Source organism: Priestia sp. GS2 (assembly GCF_036409025.1).
Classification (GTDB): domain Bacteria; phylum Bacillota; class Bacilli; order Bacillales; family Bacillaceae_H; genus Priestia; species Priestia aryabhattai_A.
In genome coordinates this window covers 1882345-1899177 of record NZ_JAZGJX010000001.1, presented here as the reverse complement: position 1 = coordinate 1899177, position 16833 = coordinate 1882345, and the positions used below count along the sequence as shown (strand labels likewise).

Annotated in this window: 18 protein-coding genes and 1 pseudogene; 6 read left to right on the top strand and 13 right to left on the bottom strand. The window is 36.8% G+C overall.

What is annotated here, in order from left to right; all coding sequences use genetic code 11:
- Nucleotides 1–55 precede the first annotated feature (55 nt).
- The 3 genes from V2145_RS09950 to V2145_RS09940 all read left to right on the top strand — a co-directional run bounded on the left by V2145_RS09950 (nucleotide 56) and on the right by V2145_RS09940 (nucleotide 1923).
- Nucleotides 56–343, top strand: a complete 288-nt coding sequence (locus tag V2145_RS09950) for a DUF3219 family protein (RefSeq protein WP_094909969.1) — start codon at nucleotides 56–58, stop codon at nucleotides 341–343.
- Nucleotides 340–1344: an LLM class flavin-dependent oxidoreductase gene (locus tag V2145_RS09945; RefSeq protein WP_330987648.1), complete on the top strand. Its 1005-nt coding sequence runs from the start codon at nucleotides 340–342 to the stop codon at nucleotides 1342–1344. The genes V2145_RS09950 and V2145_RS09945 overlap by 4 nt, the downstream gene beginning before the upstream one ends.
- A gap of 165 nt (nucleotides 1345–1509) precedes the next feature.
- Nucleotides 1510–1923, top strand: coding sequence for a GNAT family N-acetyltransferase (locus V2145_RS09940; RefSeq protein ID WP_094909971.1), 414 nt, complete (start codon nucleotides 1510–1512; stop codon nucleotides 1921–1923).
- Nucleotides 1924–1953: 30 nt separating this feature from the next.
- Here the strand turns inward: V2145_RS09940 and V2145_RS09935 are convergent, their stop codons facing one another.
- Entirely contained in the window at nucleotides 1954–2484 is a 531-nt protein-coding gene (locus V2145_RS09935) for an IseA DL-endopeptidase inhibitor family protein (RefSeq protein WP_094909972.1), read from the bottom strand.
- Between the two features lie 757 nt (nucleotides 2485–3241).
- Here V2145_RS09935 and V2145_RS09930 point away from each other — a divergent pair.
- On the top strand, nucleotides 3242–4471 hold the full coding sequence (locus tag V2145_RS09930; protein WP_330987647.1) for a Zn-dependent hydrolase: 1230 nt from the start codon (nucleotides 3242–3244) through the stop codon (nucleotides 4469–4471).
- A 24-nt stretch (nucleotides 4472–4495) separates the two neighbouring features.
- Here the strand turns inward: V2145_RS09930 and V2145_RS09925 are convergent, their stop codons facing one another.
- Nucleotides 4496–4897 (bottom strand): VOC family protein, encoded by a 402-nt coding sequence (locus V2145_RS09925; RefSeq protein WP_131886795.1) that lies wholly within the window; start codon nucleotides 4895–4897, stop codon nucleotides 4496–4498.
- 132 nt (nucleotides 4898–5029) lie between these two features.
- Here V2145_RS09925 and V2145_RS09920 point away from each other — a divergent pair, with 132 nt between their 5' ends.
- Nucleotides 5030–5884, top strand: a complete 855-nt coding sequence (locus tag V2145_RS09920; protein ID WP_311858298.1) for an MBL fold metallo-hydrolase — start codon at nucleotides 5030–5032, stop codon at nucleotides 5882–5884.
- Between the two features lie 70 nt (nucleotides 5885–5954).
- On the opposite strand, the gene V2145_RS09915 is transcribed toward V2145_RS09920, so the two are convergent.
- A complete protein-coding gene (locus V2145_RS09915) occupies nucleotides 5955–6188 on the bottom strand; it encodes a hypothetical protein (protein WP_094909976.1) in 234 nt (77 codons plus the stop codon).
- Nucleotides 6189–6277: 89 nt separating this feature from the next.
- Nucleotides 6278–6901: a LysE family transporter gene (locus V2145_RS09910; RefSeq protein WP_094909977.1), complete on the bottom strand. Its 624-nt coding sequence runs from the start codon at nucleotides 6899–6901 to the stop codon at nucleotides 6278–6280.
- A gap of 181 nt (nucleotides 6902–7082) precedes the next feature.
- Between V2145_RS09910 and V2145_RS09905 the strand changes: the two genes are divergently transcribed.
- Complete coding sequence (locus tag V2145_RS09905; protein ID WP_256993247.1) at nucleotides 7083–8420, top strand: amino acid permease; 1338 nt, start codon at nucleotides 7083–7085, stop codon at nucleotides 8418–8420.
- 28 nt (nucleotides 8421–8448) lie between these two features.
- Here V2145_RS09905 and V2145_RS09900 read toward each other — a convergent pair whose 3' ends face one another.
- The 9 genes and pseudogenes from V2145_RS09900 to V2145_RS09860 form a co-directional block, all read right to left on the bottom strand.
- Nucleotides 8449–9063, bottom strand: coding sequence for a DUF998 domain-containing protein (locus V2145_RS09900; RefSeq protein WP_179289192.1), 615 nt, complete (start codon nucleotides 9061–9063; stop codon nucleotides 8449–8451).
- 136 nt (nucleotides 9064–9199) lie between these two features.
- A pseudogene (locus V2145_RS09895) lies at nucleotides 9200–9476 on the bottom strand (hypothetical protein).
- A 141-nt stretch (nucleotides 9477–9617) separates the two neighbouring features.
- The gene (locus tag V2145_RS09890) at nucleotides 9618–10535 is read right to left on the bottom strand and encodes an NAD-dependent epimerase/dehydratase family protein (protein ID WP_094909979.1); all 918 of its coding nucleotides are present in this window, start codon (nucleotides 10533–10535) and stop codon (nucleotides 9618–9620) included.
- A gap of 18 nt (nucleotides 10536–10553) precedes the next feature.
- Nucleotides 10554–11885, bottom strand: a complete 1332-nt coding sequence (locus V2145_RS09885; protein ID WP_330987646.1) for a glycosyltransferase family 4 protein — start codon at nucleotides 11883–11885, stop codon at nucleotides 10554–10556.
- A 27-nt stretch (nucleotides 11886–11912) separates the two neighbouring features.
- Nucleotides 11913–12974, bottom strand: coding sequence for a phosphotransferase (locus V2145_RS09880; protein ID WP_330987645.1), 1062 nt, complete (start codon nucleotides 12972–12974; stop codon nucleotides 11913–11915).
- 3 nt (nucleotides 12975–12977) lie between these two features.
- Entirely contained in the window at nucleotides 12978–14156 is a 1179-nt protein-coding gene (locus tag V2145_RS09875; protein ID WP_131886793.1) for a carboxylate--amine ligase, read from the bottom strand.
- Nucleotides 14153–15481, bottom strand: a complete 1329-nt coding sequence (locus V2145_RS09870) for a glycosyltransferase family 4 protein (RefSeq protein ID WP_330987644.1) — start codon at nucleotides 15479–15481, stop codon at nucleotides 14153–14155. Before V2145_RS09870 ends, V2145_RS09875 begins: the two co-directional genes overlap by 4 nt.
- Nucleotides 15478–16134: a PIG-L deacetylase family protein gene (locus V2145_RS09865; protein ID WP_094909984.1), complete on the bottom strand. Its 657-nt coding sequence runs from the start codon at nucleotides 16132–16134 to the stop codon at nucleotides 15478–15480. The genes V2145_RS09870 and V2145_RS09865 overlap by 4 nt, the downstream gene beginning before the upstream one ends.
- Nucleotides 16135–16257: 123 nt before the next feature.
- Nucleotides 16258–16812: a kinase gene (locus V2145_RS09860; protein WP_330987643.1), complete on the bottom strand. Its 555-nt coding sequence runs from the start codon at nucleotides 16810–16812 to the stop codon at nucleotides 16258–16260.
- Nucleotides 16813–16833 lie beyond the last annotated feature (21 nt).

Here is a 16833-nt window from a genome sequence, read left to right as displayed (position 1 = left end):
AGTTGTTCTTATGTAGAAGGTAGTGCTATGATGCCTATACGTAAGGAGTGATATAATGATAAATGAAGTATGGCTAAACGACAAAGAGTTTGTAGTTCGACATTTTCAAGAAAAGGAAGAACAAGAAAAACGCTATATTACATTTGAATTTGACGTAACAAGTGAAGCGTATCATGATGTTACAACTTTATTATATAAAAATAAATTTTATGTTCGTATTCCGGCCAAAAAGGAGTCTTTTGTGGCTGTCATTCACACATACTTTACATCAGTTACAAACTTATACAAGGAAAATCAAATAGGAACGTTTACCTTAACTCTTGCTGAGGAGCAACCTAGATGAAGCTTAGCATACTCGATCAATCACCAATAAGAATAGGTCAAGAACCTCAACATGCGCTAGTTGAATCTGTGGAGCTTGCAAAAGCAGCAGATAGACTGGGATATACGCGTTATTGGATGTCTGAGCATCATGATTTAAAGGGATTAGCAAGCTCTGCGCCCGAAGTCATGCTTAGCTATATTGGTGCACAAACAAAGAGAATTCGTCTTGGCTCTGGAGCCGTTTTGTTACCATATTACAAACCGTATAAAGTAGCGGAAGTGTACAATACACTTTCAACGATGCTTCCGGGTCGCATTGACGTTGGCTTAGGTAGAGCGCCAGGAGGCGGAACGGACGTAATGACGACTCTTTCAGATAACTTTCTACAGCAAGCGTTTAATATGCCTGCTTTAGTAGAAGAGTTACTTCATTTTCTACAGTATAAAGAAAGAGTTGATACCACTACCTTAAAAGCAGCTCCTTTACCTTTGGTTCCGCCTGTACCGTGGATTCTTGGAACAAGCAAAAAGAGCGCATTATTAGCAGCTAAGTACGGCATGCCGTATGCATTTGGACAATTTATGAGCGCTAAAGACCCAGGAGAGGTTTTACACGAGTACCGCATGAACTTTCAGCCTCATCAAGCACAGCATCATTCAAAAGCTTTGTTGACTGTATCTGTTATTTGTGCAGAAACAGATGAAAAGGCCAAAGAACTTGCCCTTAGCGCGATAGCCTGGAATATTCAAAGTGAAAGAGGAGAGAATAAAGCGGGCCTTCTGCCGATTCGAGAAGCAAAGGAATATATCGATAAATTGAAAGATAGTCAGGTTAAAGCAGAGATTGAAAAGAAAATACTGATTGGTTCGCCAAGGACAATCAAACATAAGCTTAAATCTATGCAGGATGCTTATCAAGTTGATGAGTTTATGATTGTTACATTCATTCCATCTCTTGAAGAGCGGCTTCAGTCTTATACATTGCTAGCTAATGAAATAATTAACAAAAAAACTTCCTGATAAAGGAAGTTTTTTTGTGAGGAAAATTAGTTATTTGCTAAAAATAATGGATTACTATTGAATTTTCATAGATATTATTGTATAAATATTTATATTGTTGTTTATTTATTCATAATTTAATGAAAGTAAATAGATAAGGATTAGCGGAAAGGAAGGGAGAGAATAATGGCTTACATAACAACAAATCGATTGCCTGCGTTTCATCAATTTGCATATCTTCATGAAGTGAGTGGCTTAAAGAAAAGTAAAAAAGCAAGCTATACGAAAGAGCAGCTTTACGAAGCAGTGTGCAATAGCTTTTATACTTTTTCCATTTATGATGATAATCAATTAATTGCTTTTGGTCGAATGATTTCAGATGGTATATATCAAGCTTTAATTTGTGACGTGATGGTAGACCCAAGTTATCAAAAAAAAGGGTTAGGAAAACAAATTATTAACGGACTTATAAGTAAATGTAATGAAAGAGGAATTGAATCCATTCAACTTTTTGCTGTAAAAGGGAAAGGGCAGTTTTATAAAAAACTTGGGTTCCAAGAGCGGGATGCAGAAGCACCTGGCATGTCGTTAGTACAATAATAAAAAGGTAGGCGAAAGCCTACCTTTTTATTATTGTACAGCATCGAATTTATTTACTTTCCATGTAGATCCTGATTTATAGAATGTGACGGTACGTTTTACAGTACCACCTTCCACGTCAGGAACAGTGAATTCGTAAGAGCGTACATCAGAACGTTGATATGTTAATTTTACTTTAGCCTTATTCCACTCTAGCATGTTGCCACCATCACCAACTGGACGAGCCAATTTACCGTTGTGTGTAATAAAACCGTATTTTGATAGTCCTGCATTAATTGCGCTATTTGTATAAACTCCACTTAAGTAAGAAGTAACTTTTTGTTTTGTATCAAATTCGTTGCAAACATAAGAATAATAAGTGCCTTTATAAGTAAATGCTTTTTGTGTACAAGCTTTTTGTTTGTATCCGTGTAAAGTATTCCAATAGCGAGCATTTGCATCCGCTGCAATTTTAATAGCTTGGTTATTTGATAGGGTTGCTGACGTTGTTGCGGCTGTAGCACCTGCAGTCATTGTAAAGAAAAGAGCCATTGTCATTAGAACTAGTTTAAATTTTTTCATTGTGATTCTCCCTCCTAAATGAATCATCTTTTATGTAACACTCATGTTGCTTTTGTTACAGTTATGTTACATTTATATTACAACATAATTCGAAAAAAGAAAAGAGTTTTCCCGAATTATGTTTATTTTTCCCTTTATATTTTAAAACAAACCTGAAGTTACGAAATGATTGCGACAAGTTTTGAATGTAGTTTGTTAAATGATATGGCTGTGGTAAGATAGGTATGTCTAGATTACACTGAAGGAGAGAGCGTAATGGGTTATTTGTTTGCAGCAACTATCTTTTTAATTATTGCTGTTGTTGTTGGGTTTCTAGTAACGGTTGTGAGTATTGCAAGACGAAATAAAAATGAAGGATCTAAATAAAAGCAAAAGTCATTTTAAAGTGACTTTTGTTTTTTTATGTATATATAAATACGACTCTCTTAGCTCACACCCCTTTGTAAAAAAAGAACTAGTTTTGTCATCTTTATGTCGTTTTATTGGAGATTCAAAGAGAGGTGTTTATTGATCTGTATGTAGTATAAAGGTTTAGCTATGAACATTTGTTATAAGTCAGGCAAGAAATCATTAATTATAAATTACGAAGAGGAAAAACAGTGTTTTTGTATAATTTGTTATAAAGTAAGAGTTTGCTAGGAGTTCTACCATAAAAGGAGATTTGCATCGATGCTTATGTCATAATAATGGATATTCATTTTCGACATCAAGTATTTTCCACATCATTCATTTTAAAAGAAACGAAGGAGTGGTTGCTTTGCAAAGACAAAAATTAGTAATAAACGGTAAACGGTTAAAACAAGAGCTTGAAGCATTTGCTGAGTATGGAAAAACAGCTCATAACGGCGTTACAAGGCTATCTCTATCTAAGGAAGATCGACTGGTACGTGATTATTTCTGTGAATGCTGTAAGAAGTTAGGCATGACGGTTAAAATTGATGATATGGGATCTATCTATGCAACTTTACAGGGAGTTGAAGATAAGCCACCTATTGTCATGGGTTCTCATCTCGATACGGTAAAAAAAGGTGGCCGCTTCGATGGCGTACTAGGAGTGGTTGCAGGGTTAGAGCTTGTAAGAACTCTTGTAGAGAACAACGTTAAGCCGAAAGTTCCTATTATGATTGTGAATTTTACAAACGAGGAGGGAGCTAGATTTGAACCTTCAATGATGGCTTCGGGGGTTTTGTCTGGAAAATTTGATAAACAGACCATGTTGAAGAAACAAGATGTGGAAGGAACAACCTTTGAGCAAGCTTTAGCAGCAAGTGGTTATGAAGGCGATATTACAAATCGCTTAACAGAAGCTTCTGCATTTTTGGAGCTACATATTGAACAAGGACCTGTATTGGAAAGCGAAAACCTCTCAATTGGAGTAGTGGAGTGCGTTCTTGGGATGGTTTGCTATGAAATTAAAATTACAGGTGAATCAGATCACGCAGGTACTACACCAATGAAAATGAGAAAAGATGCGCTTTTTGCCACTAATACAATTATCCAAAAAGCACGTGAAAAACTAAGCCAAATAGATGAAGAACTCGTCTTTACGATAGGACGTCTGAACGTTTTACCAAATATTCATACCGTCATTCCAAATCAAGTTATTTTTACCATTGAAGCTAGGCATAAGGATATGAATATTCTTGGAGAAGTAGAAGAAATAATTAAAAACCTATCTTCTCTAGTAGCAGCGGAAGGCTGTATGATGCAAGCAACAAAACAATGGGGACGAGATACCGTATGGTTTGATGAGAAAGTATGTGGAGTTATTGAGAAAGCAACGCAAAACCTAACGTATTCGTACAAACGAATGGTAAGCGGAGCGGGTCACGATGCGCAATTTATTGCTAGCTATATACCGACGGGGATGATTTTTGTACCAAGCTTGAATGGGAAAAGTCATTGCGAGGAAGAGTTTACTGATTGGAAGCAGTGTGAACAAGGCGTAAATGTATTATTAGAATCGGTGATGCAGCTACTAGAATAGAAGGAAAAGAGAGCTAACTCAAAGTTAGTTCTCTTTTTTTAATGAAGACTGCTCAACGTTTAGCTCAATTAAATTCCCATCAGGATCTGCGCAAAAGATTTGGGCAAAGCCGCTTTTACTCTTTCGTTTGTCAAGGATCTCGATTCCTTTAGAGGTTAAATGACGAAACGTCTTATCATAATCAGCAACTCGAAGAGCAAAGTGACCTTCACGACTGCTTAGCTTTGTTGTTCCACGCAAGGTTTGAGCAGTAGGAAAAGCAATCAAGTGGATTTGTTGATTTCCAACTTTGTACCAAGCTCCTTCAAAATCAAAATTCGGACGCTCAATCTCCTGTAATCCTAAAACATCTCCATAAAAATGTTTAGCTTTTTCAACATCTGTTACGGCTATGCTTACATGATGTATGGCTTCATATGTAATCATGATAAATTCCTCATTTCTCAAGAGTTATTATGTAAAACGATATCATAAAAACAAATAGATGACTACAAGCGAATGCATACTGAGGATAAACTTGTACACAATGAAAAAGTACAAAAGAAGGGAGTGCATGAAATGGATATGGAAATGCAAGGTAGTCCATCTACTGAGCGATTTATTCCAGTAACATCTGTAGCTAATGGCAAAGGAGTGGAGGTAGCTCCTGATATTTATAGTTATACCACCCAGATTGTAAACGTTTGCTTTTTGGGCAACCCGGAACATGAGAATGAATTTGTGTTAGTGGATGCAGGAATGCCAGATTCGGCTCCGATGATTTTAAAGGCAATTGAAGACCGGTTCGGTGTGGGTGCTCAGCCCAAGGCAATCGTTTTGACACATGCTCATTTCGATCATATTGGCTCTATTATTGACCTAGTTGATAAGTGGAACGTTCCTGTCTATGCTCACGAGTTGGAAATGCCTTATTTGACAGGTCAAAAAAATTATCCACTACCGGATAGTACAGTAGAGGGGGGGCTTGTAGCCAAATTATCTCCTCTATTTCCTACTGAAGCCATTAATCTAGGAATGCATGTTCAAGCTCTTCCAAAAGACGGCTCAATTCCCAGTCTATCTAATTGGAAGTGGATTCACACACCAGGTCACACGCCAGGGCATATTTCGTTGTTTCGACATCAAGACCAGGCTTTAATTGCTGGAGATGCGTTTGTTACAACAAAGCAAGAGTACCTTTTAGATGTTTTAAAGCAAGAGCTAGAAATTAGTGGACCACCTCGCTATTTAACTACGGACTGGTCAGCGGCAAGGCTGTCTGTTGAAAAGCTTCACTCATTACAACCAAAATTAGCAGTAACGGGTCATGGACAACCAGTTTCGGAAACATGGCTAGCTGAAAACCTGTTGATGTTAGTAAAAGATTTTGATCGAATTGCAATTCCTGACCATGGTCGTTATGTTGAAGAATAATGAAAACAAAAAAAGCGGATTTATGTTGGGGTCCGCTTTCTTTTTGTGTAGGAAAATTAACAACAAGTAATCAAGAAAACTCTACAGCGCTTTGTGCTTCTTTTAAGTGCTTTAAATGCTCTTCTGCTTTTTTTAACTCATTGCTATCTATCCCTTGGCTCTTTAACGTGATAATGTGTTGTTGAGCAATAGCTAGTTGGTTTTGTGCTTTTTGAAACTGTTCAGGAACAGCGTTCATTTGAAATTGATACACAGCATGTTCTGCCATTTGTAAGCTTTTTTCTATACTAGTAAAATCAGTCATTTATCGCTTCATCTCCATCTTTAAACTGTTAACTTTAAGATGTACGAATTTCATTTACTTTAAACGACCTGCGTTACTATTATTAAATTTTATGTTAATAGTGCATAAGCCTGAATGCCGAAATATATGCCAAAACCAACTAATGACACCCCAGAAACAATCGATATAAGCGTTAATAATTTTAAACTTAAGTATCTTCGGAAGGTACTGGATAAAGCAGCCATTGTGATATCCCATATCAGGATACCAACAAAGATTGCACAGCTAGAAATCATTAACTCTTGAACTGTAGATGTAGCCGCTGTTTTAGCCAATACAGACCCGTATATACCTAGCCAGAACAAAATTGTTAACGGATTAGTAAGAGAAAGCAAAAAGCCAGAAGCAAAGCATTTTAATACGGACTCTCCGCTTGTTTTTCTTGTCTCTGTGATGGTTTTTGCCGTTACTAAACCTTCAATACCCGTATAAATTAACACGAAGCAACCGAAAGAAAAAAGCAGCGTTTTCATAAATTCACTATTTAATAGGTGAACGGAGCCGAAATAAACCACCATCATATATAAAGCATCTACTAAGGTAGCCCCAATACCTAAGAACCAAGCGTGTAAAAAGCCGTGCTTAATGCCTTTATCTAGCTGGGCAGCATTAATTGGTCCAATTGGTGCTGCCAATGAAAGCCCCAAAATTATGTAGCTGAAAAAAGACCCCAACATCATTACCCCCTTATTTACCTTTGGATGTTCATGTGGACTACACTAAATTTATGCAGCTATAGTGGCTTGTACAACAAATTTCTTCATAAAACACATCTTTTTTACTCTAAAAGATGTATAAACTTCTAGTTCCTCACAAACGATAGGTTAGTGTAGAAGAAGATAGGAGGAATTGTCATTGAGCTGCGGAAGTCAAGTTCAAGGAGAGTTAAAATGGTGGCAATTATCTTTACTTGGCGTAGGTTGTACGATTGGAACGGGTTACTTTCTAGGATCAAGCATTGCGATTAAATACACAGGGCCTTCTGTATTAATTGCGTTTTTACTAGCTGCATGCGGTACGTTTATTGTATTTGAAGCTCTTGCTAAAATGAGTGCAAAAGACCCTCAAGAAGGTTCGTTTCGCTCGTATGCTAAAAAAGCACATGGTAGATGGGCTGGTTTCAGTAGCGGCTGGGTATACTGGAGTTCTGAAATGATGATTATGGGAAGTCAGTTAACGGCTTTATCTATTTTCACACGATTTTGGTTTCCTCATCTTCCTCTCTGGGTGTTTGCATCCATTTATGCAGTGTTAGGAATCGTAGCTGTAGCTATTGGTACAAAAGGGTTTGAACGCTTAGAAAACATCTTTGCCGTTATAAAGGTAGCTGCAATCTTTATGTTTATTATATTGGCCTGCTTAGCTGTATTTGGTTTTTTAGATGATGGTGCTAAGGAAGGGTTGCCAAACGGACTCAGTGGGTTTTTTCCAAAAGGAGCTATCGGTCTCTGGGGAGCGTTATTATACGCTTTTTATGCTTTTGGAGGAATTGAAGTAATGGGCATTATGACAATGCGATTAAAGGATAAAAAAGATGCAGCCAAAGCGGGAGCTGTTATGCTCTTACTACTTGTGAGTATCTATGTTATCTCTCTAGCTTTGGTAATTTATATGGTGCCTTTTCAAGTGCTTCATGAAAACGAGAGTCCCTTTGTTACAGCTTTAGAAACGTATAAGCTACCATTTTTTCCTCATGTTTTTAATGGAGCAATGATTATTGCTGGATTTTCTACGATGGCAGCATCTTTCTTTTCAGTGACAAAAATGATTATTACGCTGTCCAAAGAAGGAGATGCACCTGCTTTATTTTCAAAACAAAAATCAAAAAAAATGGAGTTTCCTTTACCAGCAATTTTATTGACAACATGTGGATTAATTATTTCAATTGTTCTTTCGCTGCTACTACCAGGGAAAATCTATGAATACATTACGACAGCAGCTGGTCTTATGCTACTATATAATTGGTTTTTTATTTTAATTTCCCGACAAAAGCTACTCAAATTAAGTGTAGGAGATAAAATTAAGCAAATTGTAGGAATGATTCTCATTGTATTAGCAGTATCTGGTACGCTCTTACACTCATCAAGCAGACCAGGTTTCTATGTGAGTATAGGATTTCTTCTTATTATTGCGCTTGTCATTTTAAAACTAAGACCTCAATGGAAGAAGGAAGAGAAAGAAGCTACTCATTAATAAAAAGCTCCTAATGTAAAGGAGCTTTTTATTTTTGTTTTACGTTCCATAATGCAAGAACAGTTCCCCATATGAAAATGACAAAATAAAATAATCGCTGTAATAAACCAACGGGCATTGGAAAGAAAAAAACAAACAGTACAAGCACTAGAATAAGAACTAGTATAATTAAACAAGCAAGGGTCCAGTTGCGCCCTGTCGGTAAAAGCTTCGCGTACATCCCAAGTCCGGCTATAGTAGTAAGCATTCCTACCTGAGCAATAATGGAGTGCCAAAACAAGTCAATATCAGCTGGAATGAACCCAGAAACAATATTTCCTAATGCCAATAGTAAAAGGAAGATTGTTGCTAGATGTCTCACTTTTGTTTTTTCAAGATGTTGTGCTAAATATAAGATTCCGATGGAAAGGGTTAAACCGTTTATAATAAACAAAGCGTTCATCCAAAGGTGGTGAGGAGAACAGATAGCATAGGGTGCCAGAGCGTAGGTATATTTACCACATGAAGTAACACCAAGATCGCTCATAGCGTGGTATAAAAAACTATAGGGAACAAGAGAGGTATAAATAAAAAACGGTTCAATTAAAAAATAGCAGCAAGTAACAAGCCAGCTTAAAACGCCAATTTTTTTTGATATATACAGTGTAATCACCTCTTTTAAAGTGTTATACAGTTATTGTATATCCAAAAAAAACCAAATTAAATAAGACTATAAGAGGAGTTTACGATAAGACTTAGGTCTGGTAAAGGTGGCGTTTCTTAGAGCAACGTGTTTTTTATTATTTTGTTTCTGTCCGAAAAGCTTGTAGCGTTGTTTTTAAAGAAGCATAGGAACCAATGGCGCCATATCCATAAAACCATCCCATAAAAAGGCCAGCAATTAAATTTTTTGGTGGCTGATAAAGCCAGAAACTGCCAATCCTATCAATAAAGCAACTGTTGGTACCTATTTTTATTGATTTTAAAGAAATTTTTTAGAGGCTGAGTTGCAATCATCACGCAAAGCACTGCGATTGTTGCATCCCAAAAATTTGTGTGAATTGTTGGAAAGTCCATGTAATCCCCTGTTCACATAAAAGGGATAAAAATGGCTGTGTATATAGTTAGAGTCTTCAGTTCCTTTCTTTATATGTAGAAAAGAGTAGAGTAGGTGCAATAGAAAGAAAAGCTACCAGGTTCTTTGGTAGCTTTTGGGTACTAACCTTTATAGGATTTAAAATGTTCAATCGTTTTCAGTAAATGCGTATACATGTCGCTAGAGGGTTTCCAGCCAAGCGTTTGAAGTGCTTTTTTGTTGTTTAATTGACTGTGTAAAATTTCCCCGTTTTGTCCAGGTAAGTAGTGAGGTATAGTAGATGGAGAAAGGGTTGCAGCTAATAGCTTGAATAGTTCATTAATGCTAATTTGTTCATTGCTGCTAATATTAATAATTTCATTTTCTCCTTTTGTAATAGCGAGAACGTTTGCTTTTGCTACATCTTCAACAAATACAAAGTCTCTAGTTTGATTTCCACTTCCGAAGATAGAAGGAGTTTTCCCATTTAGTAGTTGGTTAATAAAAATACTTATAACGCCACCTTCTCCGTCTGATTTTTGACGTGGTCCGTATACGTTAGCATAGCGGAAAATGGTAAAAGAGAGTCCGTGTAGCCGTTGAAATAACTGAATGTAAGACTCGGATACAAGTTTGGACGTTCCGTAAAAAGAGAGAGGAGATGTGGACGTTTCTTCATCGATAATTGTGTCAGCATCACCGTATACAGCACTAGAAGAAGAGAAAATAAATTTTTTGACCGCATGCTTTTGACACATATCTAGCAGGTTAATAGTTCCTAAGATGTTGGTTGCTGCGTCTTCAACGGGAGCTTTTAAAGAAGTCGAAACATTGACCTGTGCCGCTAAGTGGATAACAACTTCTGGTTTTTCAATTTTAAATACATGCTCAATCTCTTTTGACAAAATTGACATGTTGTAAAAAGGGACGTCATCAACAAGATTGTTTTTGGTTCCGCTTGATAAATCGTCAAGGACAACCGGAGTGTAACCATTTTCTAATAAACACTCAACAACATGAGAGCCAATAAAGCCTGTTCCACCTGTCACTAATACTTTCATAATTTATCACAATTTGATTTATTCATCACATTCATTCTCCTTTTCTGTATTTGCCTTCCACCACTCTTCATAGACTGCTTGTATTTTAGTGATCATTGCATCCACCGTTAAATGAGTAGTTGCAAACTCAAAGGCTTGATTCGCTATTGTTTCACGATATTCGTCATTACAAATAAGTTCTTCAATAGCTTGCTTTAATTCAGTAACATTTCCAGGTTTACAAATGATTCCTGAATGTCTGTTCGTAATAATCTCAGGTATCCCTCCACATTCGCATGTTATAATGGCTTGTTTTGCATGCATTGCTTCAATGATGGATAAAGGGAGGTTATCATTTAAAGTTGGCAAAACATAGATATGAGATTGTTGAAGAATGTCAAAGATATCATGACGTTTACCAAAAAACGTAACAAACGATAAATCTAGATCGCTACGAACTTTTTCAAGATGCTTTCTCATAACACCATCACCAACAATCCAGACTTCAATAAAACCTTCGAACTGTTTTAGGTGAGAAAGAGCTTGAAGAAAGAACTCATGACCTTTTCTAGGTCCTAGTCGTGCGATGCAGGTAATGATTAGTTTATTGGTTGCTTTGTTATAAGAAGTACGCAGTAGAGGAGGTTTCACACCGGTATGAACAGTTCTTAATTGCTGATCTGATGCTCCAAGCTCTTTTAGCCGTGTGTAAAATGAATCGCTGATGGTGATAATTCGGAAAGCCCCTCGTATGCCAACTCTCTCAATCTCTGTAAAATAAGCTTCTTCAAGGGATCCTTTTTCCATCTTGTGAAAATCAATACGGCTTTTAGTAAAATGACCGTGCGGAGTAAAAAAAATGGGTTTGTGAAGTTTTTGGTTGAGGTGAGTGAGAAGGTATGCTGCAAAGAGATCTTGAGCATGGATAATATCATAATCTTTAAGATTCTGTCTTTCTAAAAAAGCGCTAAAAACAGTAAGGAAGCTTGTGTTTTTAATTACTTTCTCGCTGATCAACCCATAGCGCTTGTTCATAAATTCTTTTGCTTTAGAAGCTTGGGCTGGAATATGAACCTCAATCTCTTCTTTTGACATGTTAAGAGGGGAAAGGACATCAACATGGTGTTCAAGCTCTGAGAAACCATCTTTAACGTGATTGATATAGTGAGCTAACCCTCCTGTATTTGGATAACGTAAAAAGGTTACATATAAAATACGAAGCTTCGACTTTCGAGTGAGCGCTTTTGTTGGTTGAAACCCTGGGCTAGGGATGAAAGCTGGATTGGTTGATGAAACAGCATAAAATTTATCCATGGTCTGCAATAAATCAGGGAAAAACGGAGGGAGGTTTGTAAGAAAAAAATCGTTCATAACATAACACCTCGATTTGTTCGCTTGCTATTTATAAATTCCAAGGTCTTTACCCCAAGTTTCAAGTTTATGAAGGTGATAAGGTAATAGTTCACCACCTCGATTTTCATAAATTCTTCTCAGCTGTGTTTGTAGTCCCTTTTCAAGCGTTCGTTGCAAATATGCCATTTTATAAAGGTGGGTGGGATTTTCTTCAAAGGAAATACCGTGTTTTTTCATCTCTTGAAGATAGGTTTTAATACACTCTGTTCGAATAGAATTGCCGTCTTTTTGCCAGTCTTTTCGAAAAGCAATTAACAACTCAACTAATACAATCAAATCTAGCCAAGAAGGAGCATATTTTGCAGACTCCCAGTCGATAAATTGAATTGGCCAAGGGCCGTTGTTTGCCGTATCATGGCTACAGATATTCTGCATGTGTAAATCGCCATGTGTTAATGAAGAACCGCTTTGTAATAACTCAGGGAAAAAGTCTGGGCCCTTTTCGTATATTTTAAATAACGAATTTTTATGAGGTGCAAGAACGGATTTTAACTCTCGATTCTTTGAGGATTCTTGAAGGAAATTTACCGTGTTAGCAATTGCTTTTGAGCGTTCTTTTCGCATGGTAGCTGAATCATATATAGGTAACCACGAACTCCATTCATTTACTTGTTCATTAAAGTGACTATCAAACGTCTGGGAATGCAGTTTTGCTACTGATGGAATAATGGACTGAAAATGCTTTGGTGTGAATACCAATTGACCGCGAATTTGGTGAACAAACTCCATAAATATCCATGTTTCTTCTTTGTATTCTTCTACTAAGTAGATAGTTGGGAAAAAGGACTTTAACGTTGAATAACTTTTTGTGTACATATTGATTTCAATATCGTTTTTATAATTAGCCTTACTGTACGTTTTAAAGATAAGAGGAAACGAATCATACTTTGTGTGCACAATCAGTTTATAGATACTACTTCGAGTTGTGGATTTTAAGCATTTCAAGTCAGTAGAATCGATTTTAACTTTTTTTCCAATGGAAGCTGATAACTTTTCTTCTATTTTTAAGCGGTGAAACGTAGAATATAATTCTTTTGGTTGATACATTTCTTATTTCTCCTTTCGCTTGTTTTTCCATGCGTTGACTAAATGTGAATAAGCGCTTCGAACAAAGGGCATCGGATCTCGTAAGTTGAACAATGCCCATTCTTTTTCACCTTTAAAACCTGATAGAAAATCTCGTAACGTCATGCCTTCATGCTTTCGCTTTGTAAGGTAGGTTAAGTAATAGCGTACGAGGTAAATCCATTTCACTCCGTCTTTTTGAACGAGGTGAGGAAGGGGCTTTTGTCCCGTCATAGATAAATAATAGAGGTAAACAAAGTCAATACCGGCTGCCCCTGTTAAGCTATGTGTTAGCCAAAAACGGGGGTTTATTTCGATAAATTTATAAATACCATCTCTTGGATCTTTTTTAAACTCAGCCATCGCAATCCCTTTTAAATGAATATCTTTAAAGAACGGGATACAAATATCAAATAGTTCTGGAATCGTTTTACTTACAATATGTGCCCCTGTTCCAAACTGAGCAGGAAACTGATGATTTTTTTGGAGAGAAAACTTCGCCAGCAAGTTCATGTTTTCATCAAAAAAAGTAGCTACCTTGTAAAAACAGCTGTTATCACCTGGAATAATCTCTTGGACAATTAGCTCTCCAGCTTGTTGATAGGTAGGGTATTCTGCTTGCAGCTGTTCAGGAGTTTGAATTAAGATTGCTTTTTTGTTAATAATCTTCCGAAATTCATGACCGAGTACAGGTTTTAAAATACATGGAAATTCCAGCGTATCTATGGCTGTCTTCATATCATCCGCATTTTTAATGATTAAAGTTTGAGGACAAGGGATGTTATGTTTTAAGGCAAGGTCATAGGCCAACTGTTTATCTAGCACTTGCTCAATTACATCATGGTCAGGGAATAGAAATAAAAAGTAGTTGGAAAGCTCCTCTCGGTGTTTGGAAATAAACATGACATAATCATCAGCACCCGTATACAAGACTGGTTTATATTCTTGTTCCTTAGCAAGCGTAATAAGAACATCGAGCAGGGCTTTCTCTTCGGTAAGAGGACTCGGACAAGGGTTACAAGCAGCTAACTTTGTTTTTCCAATCCGATAAGGTTTTTCTGTATCAAAAGCATATATTTGAATGTTGCGTTCCGCTAACCTTTTAATAATTCCTAATCCATTTGCGCTAAGATCGAGTACTACGGCAGCGTGTTTGTGGTTCATATCTTTTCACCTACCTTAAAAGCAGCAAGCCCTTGAACATAAAGGTTGTTTATAAAAGAGACCATTTTTTCGTTTGTTAATTTTGCTTTTGCGAAATGCTTTGCATTAGTAGCCATCCGCTCCCGTGCTTTTTTATTAGTAATGAAAAACGAGAGTGCTCGAGCTAACGTTTCAGTATCTCCTGGTTCGATAATAATTCCGGTTTTATTGTGTTTAACAATCTCTGGGATGCCTCCACATTCCGTTGAAATAATTGCCGTTTCAGCATGCATCGCTTCAATGATAGATAAGGGTAAGCTATCGTTCAACGTGGCGAGAACAAAAATATCGGTTTCATGTAAGATTTCTGGAACGTCGGTTCGAGTTCTAAGGAAATGAACCATATCTAAATTTAGTTGTTCTTTTTGTTCTTCTAACTCTTCGCGCATTTCCCCATCACCTACAATAAGAACTTCTACATTATCTAGCTGATGATTAATTGTAGACAGGGCCTTTAATAAATCTTTATGCCCTTTTCGGGGACCCAGTCTAGCAATTGATGCAATGGTAATTTTTTGATCTTTTTCTTTACGCTTTTTAGCGTACATCTTATTTTTAATTCCGGTGTACACGGTTGTCATATGCTCTTGTTTAGCACCAATACTTTCAAGGGGTGAGCGAAACCCATCATGTAAAATGATGATATGGCTTGCAAACGAAACAGCTTGCTGCTCCATGCGTAGATAATACGCTTCTTCAACCGAGCCTTTATCAAAAATATTGAACTTTAAGCGGTTAAAAGTATACATGCCATGAGGGGTATAAAAGAGAGGCTTTTGAAGAGATTTGTTGAAGTTCCCTAAAATATTGGCGGTGAATAAATCTTGAGCATGAAGGATGTCATATCTTTCTAAATCTACAGTCTTTAACATTTGTTCATAGATATAAAGTAAGCGGTGATTTTTTAAAATAAGATTGTTTACTTCACCATAACGAGTTGAAAAAAAGTCTTCGAGTTCTGGAACAATTTCATTGCGCATTTCTTCTTTTTTAAAAGATGGAAACTTGCGGGGAGAAATGACATCCACATAATGACCTTGACTACGTAAAGTAGCGCTTAGTTCTGAGATATAATTCGATAGCCCGCCTGTATGGGGATAATCCCAAAACGTTGTGATTAAAATTGACAGCCTGCGCTTTTGTGAGCCTTGTTTTGCTGTGAGTTTTAGTTTTTTGCTAGGTTGAAATGAACTGTATTTTTGAACATCACTCTTATTATTAACCCCATAAAATGTATCCAACGTATCAATTATATATGGATATGGGATGTTGCCACTGTGTTTCACAACCAAACCCTCCTTATAATTTCAAACGCTTCAGCATATGGAACACCAACGGTCATTCCACGAACTTTGGCTAATGCTTTGACACCTTCATATGATCTTGGGTGCGGAAAATCACGCATTTCCACGTCATATTCTTTTAGCGCTTCCACTTTTAAATCCATTGTATCAGTAACATTTACAAAATAATTTGGTTTAAATACTTGATCGTGTGTATACGTATTCCATTCGGTAGAAGATACGGTTTCAAATGTAATTAGCTCGATTGGTTTTTTGTTAGGAAGCGGACGAGTTGCGGTTAAAACTGCTTCAAATGTAATACGGTGATCGATGTTCATATCGCCATGATGATGAGTGAAAATTTTGCTCGGATTATATTTTGTTATTAATGCTTCGATTTCTTTTGTTAACTTGTGACGAGGCATCATTTCTAACTCTAAATTTTTATGACCTAGAAAAATAACTTCTTCTATGCCAAGCTTTTGGTTAGCTAGACGGCCAAATGCTTGAATGTGATGAGCTTCTTCTTTACGCCCTAACGCTGTAACAACAGATACGACTGTATACCCTTGATCAATCAAGCGTTTGATAGTTCCTGCAGAGCCTAAAAGTTCATCATCAGGGTGGGCTCCGATAACTAATATATAATCTTTCATTCCGATGTCACTCCTTATAGCCTTCTGTCTATATTACAATCAATATATGCGTAGCCTTTGCTGAAAAGAAACTGGCATTCGCGGAAAAAGAGCAAATAATTTCATAAGAAGTTCAGCATGAGCTTATTGATAGCGAACCCATTCTTTATATAGATCCGGACGTAGAGTTTGAACGCGTCGAAGGAATAAAGGTAGTGCTCCAAGTTTTCTTAAACCTTGGAATAGCTTCGTTGGAATAGATGTTGTAGAAGTTAACGATCGCTTTAAATCAATCACTTTTAGCTCTGTTGCATCTGTAATTAAAATATGACGAACCTCTGCATCCCATCTAGTAAATCCAATCGCTTTCATTTCATCAAAGAGTAGTAAAATCCTTTCAACTAAAGCAGAGGGAAGGCGATTATACTCTTTGATGTATTTTGAAAGAGATATAGCATGAATATATTCCATAACGGTGTAGTTTTGTCCGCTCTCGTATAGAACAGGAACGATAGATGATACCTGCCCTAGCTCTAAAGCCTTCAGTTCTTGCTGTTGAGTTGTTTCATCATAGTATACTTTAATACATTTATCTTGAGATAACCGATACACTTTTCCATCTTTTCCGCTTCCAACAACAGGATAATCTGCTAAGCTGCTAAAGGCAATGCGGCGGTTTGTTTTCTTATGTGGACTCATATTTTGTACTCCTCCTTTCAT

Excerpts from the sequence above, each read along its gene's own strand:
- V2145_RS09945 (WP_330987648.1), top strand. The coding sequence starts at position 340 with ATGAAGCTTAGCATACTCGATCAATCACCAATAAGAATAGGTCAAGAA.
- V2145_RS09940 (WP_094909971.1), top strand. The coding sequence starts at position 1,510 with ATGGCTTACATAACAACAAATCGATTGCCTGCGTTTCATCAATTTGCA.
- V2145_RS09915 (WP_094909976.1), bottom strand. The coding sequence starts at position 6,188 with ATGACTGATTTTACTAGTATAGAAAAAAGCTTACAAATGGCAGAACAT.
- V2145_RS09920 (WP_311858298.1), top strand. The coding sequence starts at position 5,030 with ATGGATATGGAAATGCAAGGTAGTCCATCTACTGAGCGATTTATTCCA.
- V2145_RS09935 (WP_094909972.1), bottom strand. The coding sequence starts at position 2,484 with ATGAAAAAATTTAAACTAGTTCTAATGACAATGGCTCTTTTCTTTACA.
- V2145_RS09925 (WP_131886795.1), bottom strand. The coding sequence starts at position 4,897 with ATGATTACATATGAAGCCATACATCATGTAAGCATAGCCGTAACAGAT.
- V2145_RS09865 (WP_094909984.1), bottom strand. The coding sequence starts at position 16,134 with ATGAAAGATTATATATTAGTTATCGGAGCCCACCCTGATGATGAACTT.
- V2145_RS09875 (WP_131886793.1), bottom strand. The coding sequence starts at position 14,156 with ATGAACCACAAACACGCTGCCGTAGTACTCGATCTTAGCGCAAATGGA.
- V2145_RS09860 (WP_330987643.1), bottom strand. The coding sequence starts at position 16,812 with ATGAGTCCACATAAGAAAACAAACCGCCGCATTGCCTTTAGCAGCTTA.
- V2145_RS09890 (WP_094909979.1), bottom strand. The coding sequence starts at position 10,535 with ATGAAAGTATTAGTGACAGGTGGAACAGGCTTTATTGGCTCTCATGTT.
- V2145_RS09880 (WP_330987645.1), bottom strand. The coding sequence starts at position 12,974 with ATGTATCAACCAAAAGAATTATATTCTACGTTTCACCGCTTAAAAATA.
- V2145_RS09950 (WP_094909969.1), top strand. The coding sequence starts at position 56 with ATGATAAATGAAGTATGGCTAAACGACAAAGAGTTTGTAGTTCGACAT.
- V2145_RS09885 (WP_330987646.1), bottom strand. The coding sequence starts at position 11,885 with ATGAACGATTTTTTTCTTACAAACCTCCCTCCGTTTTTCCCTGATTTA.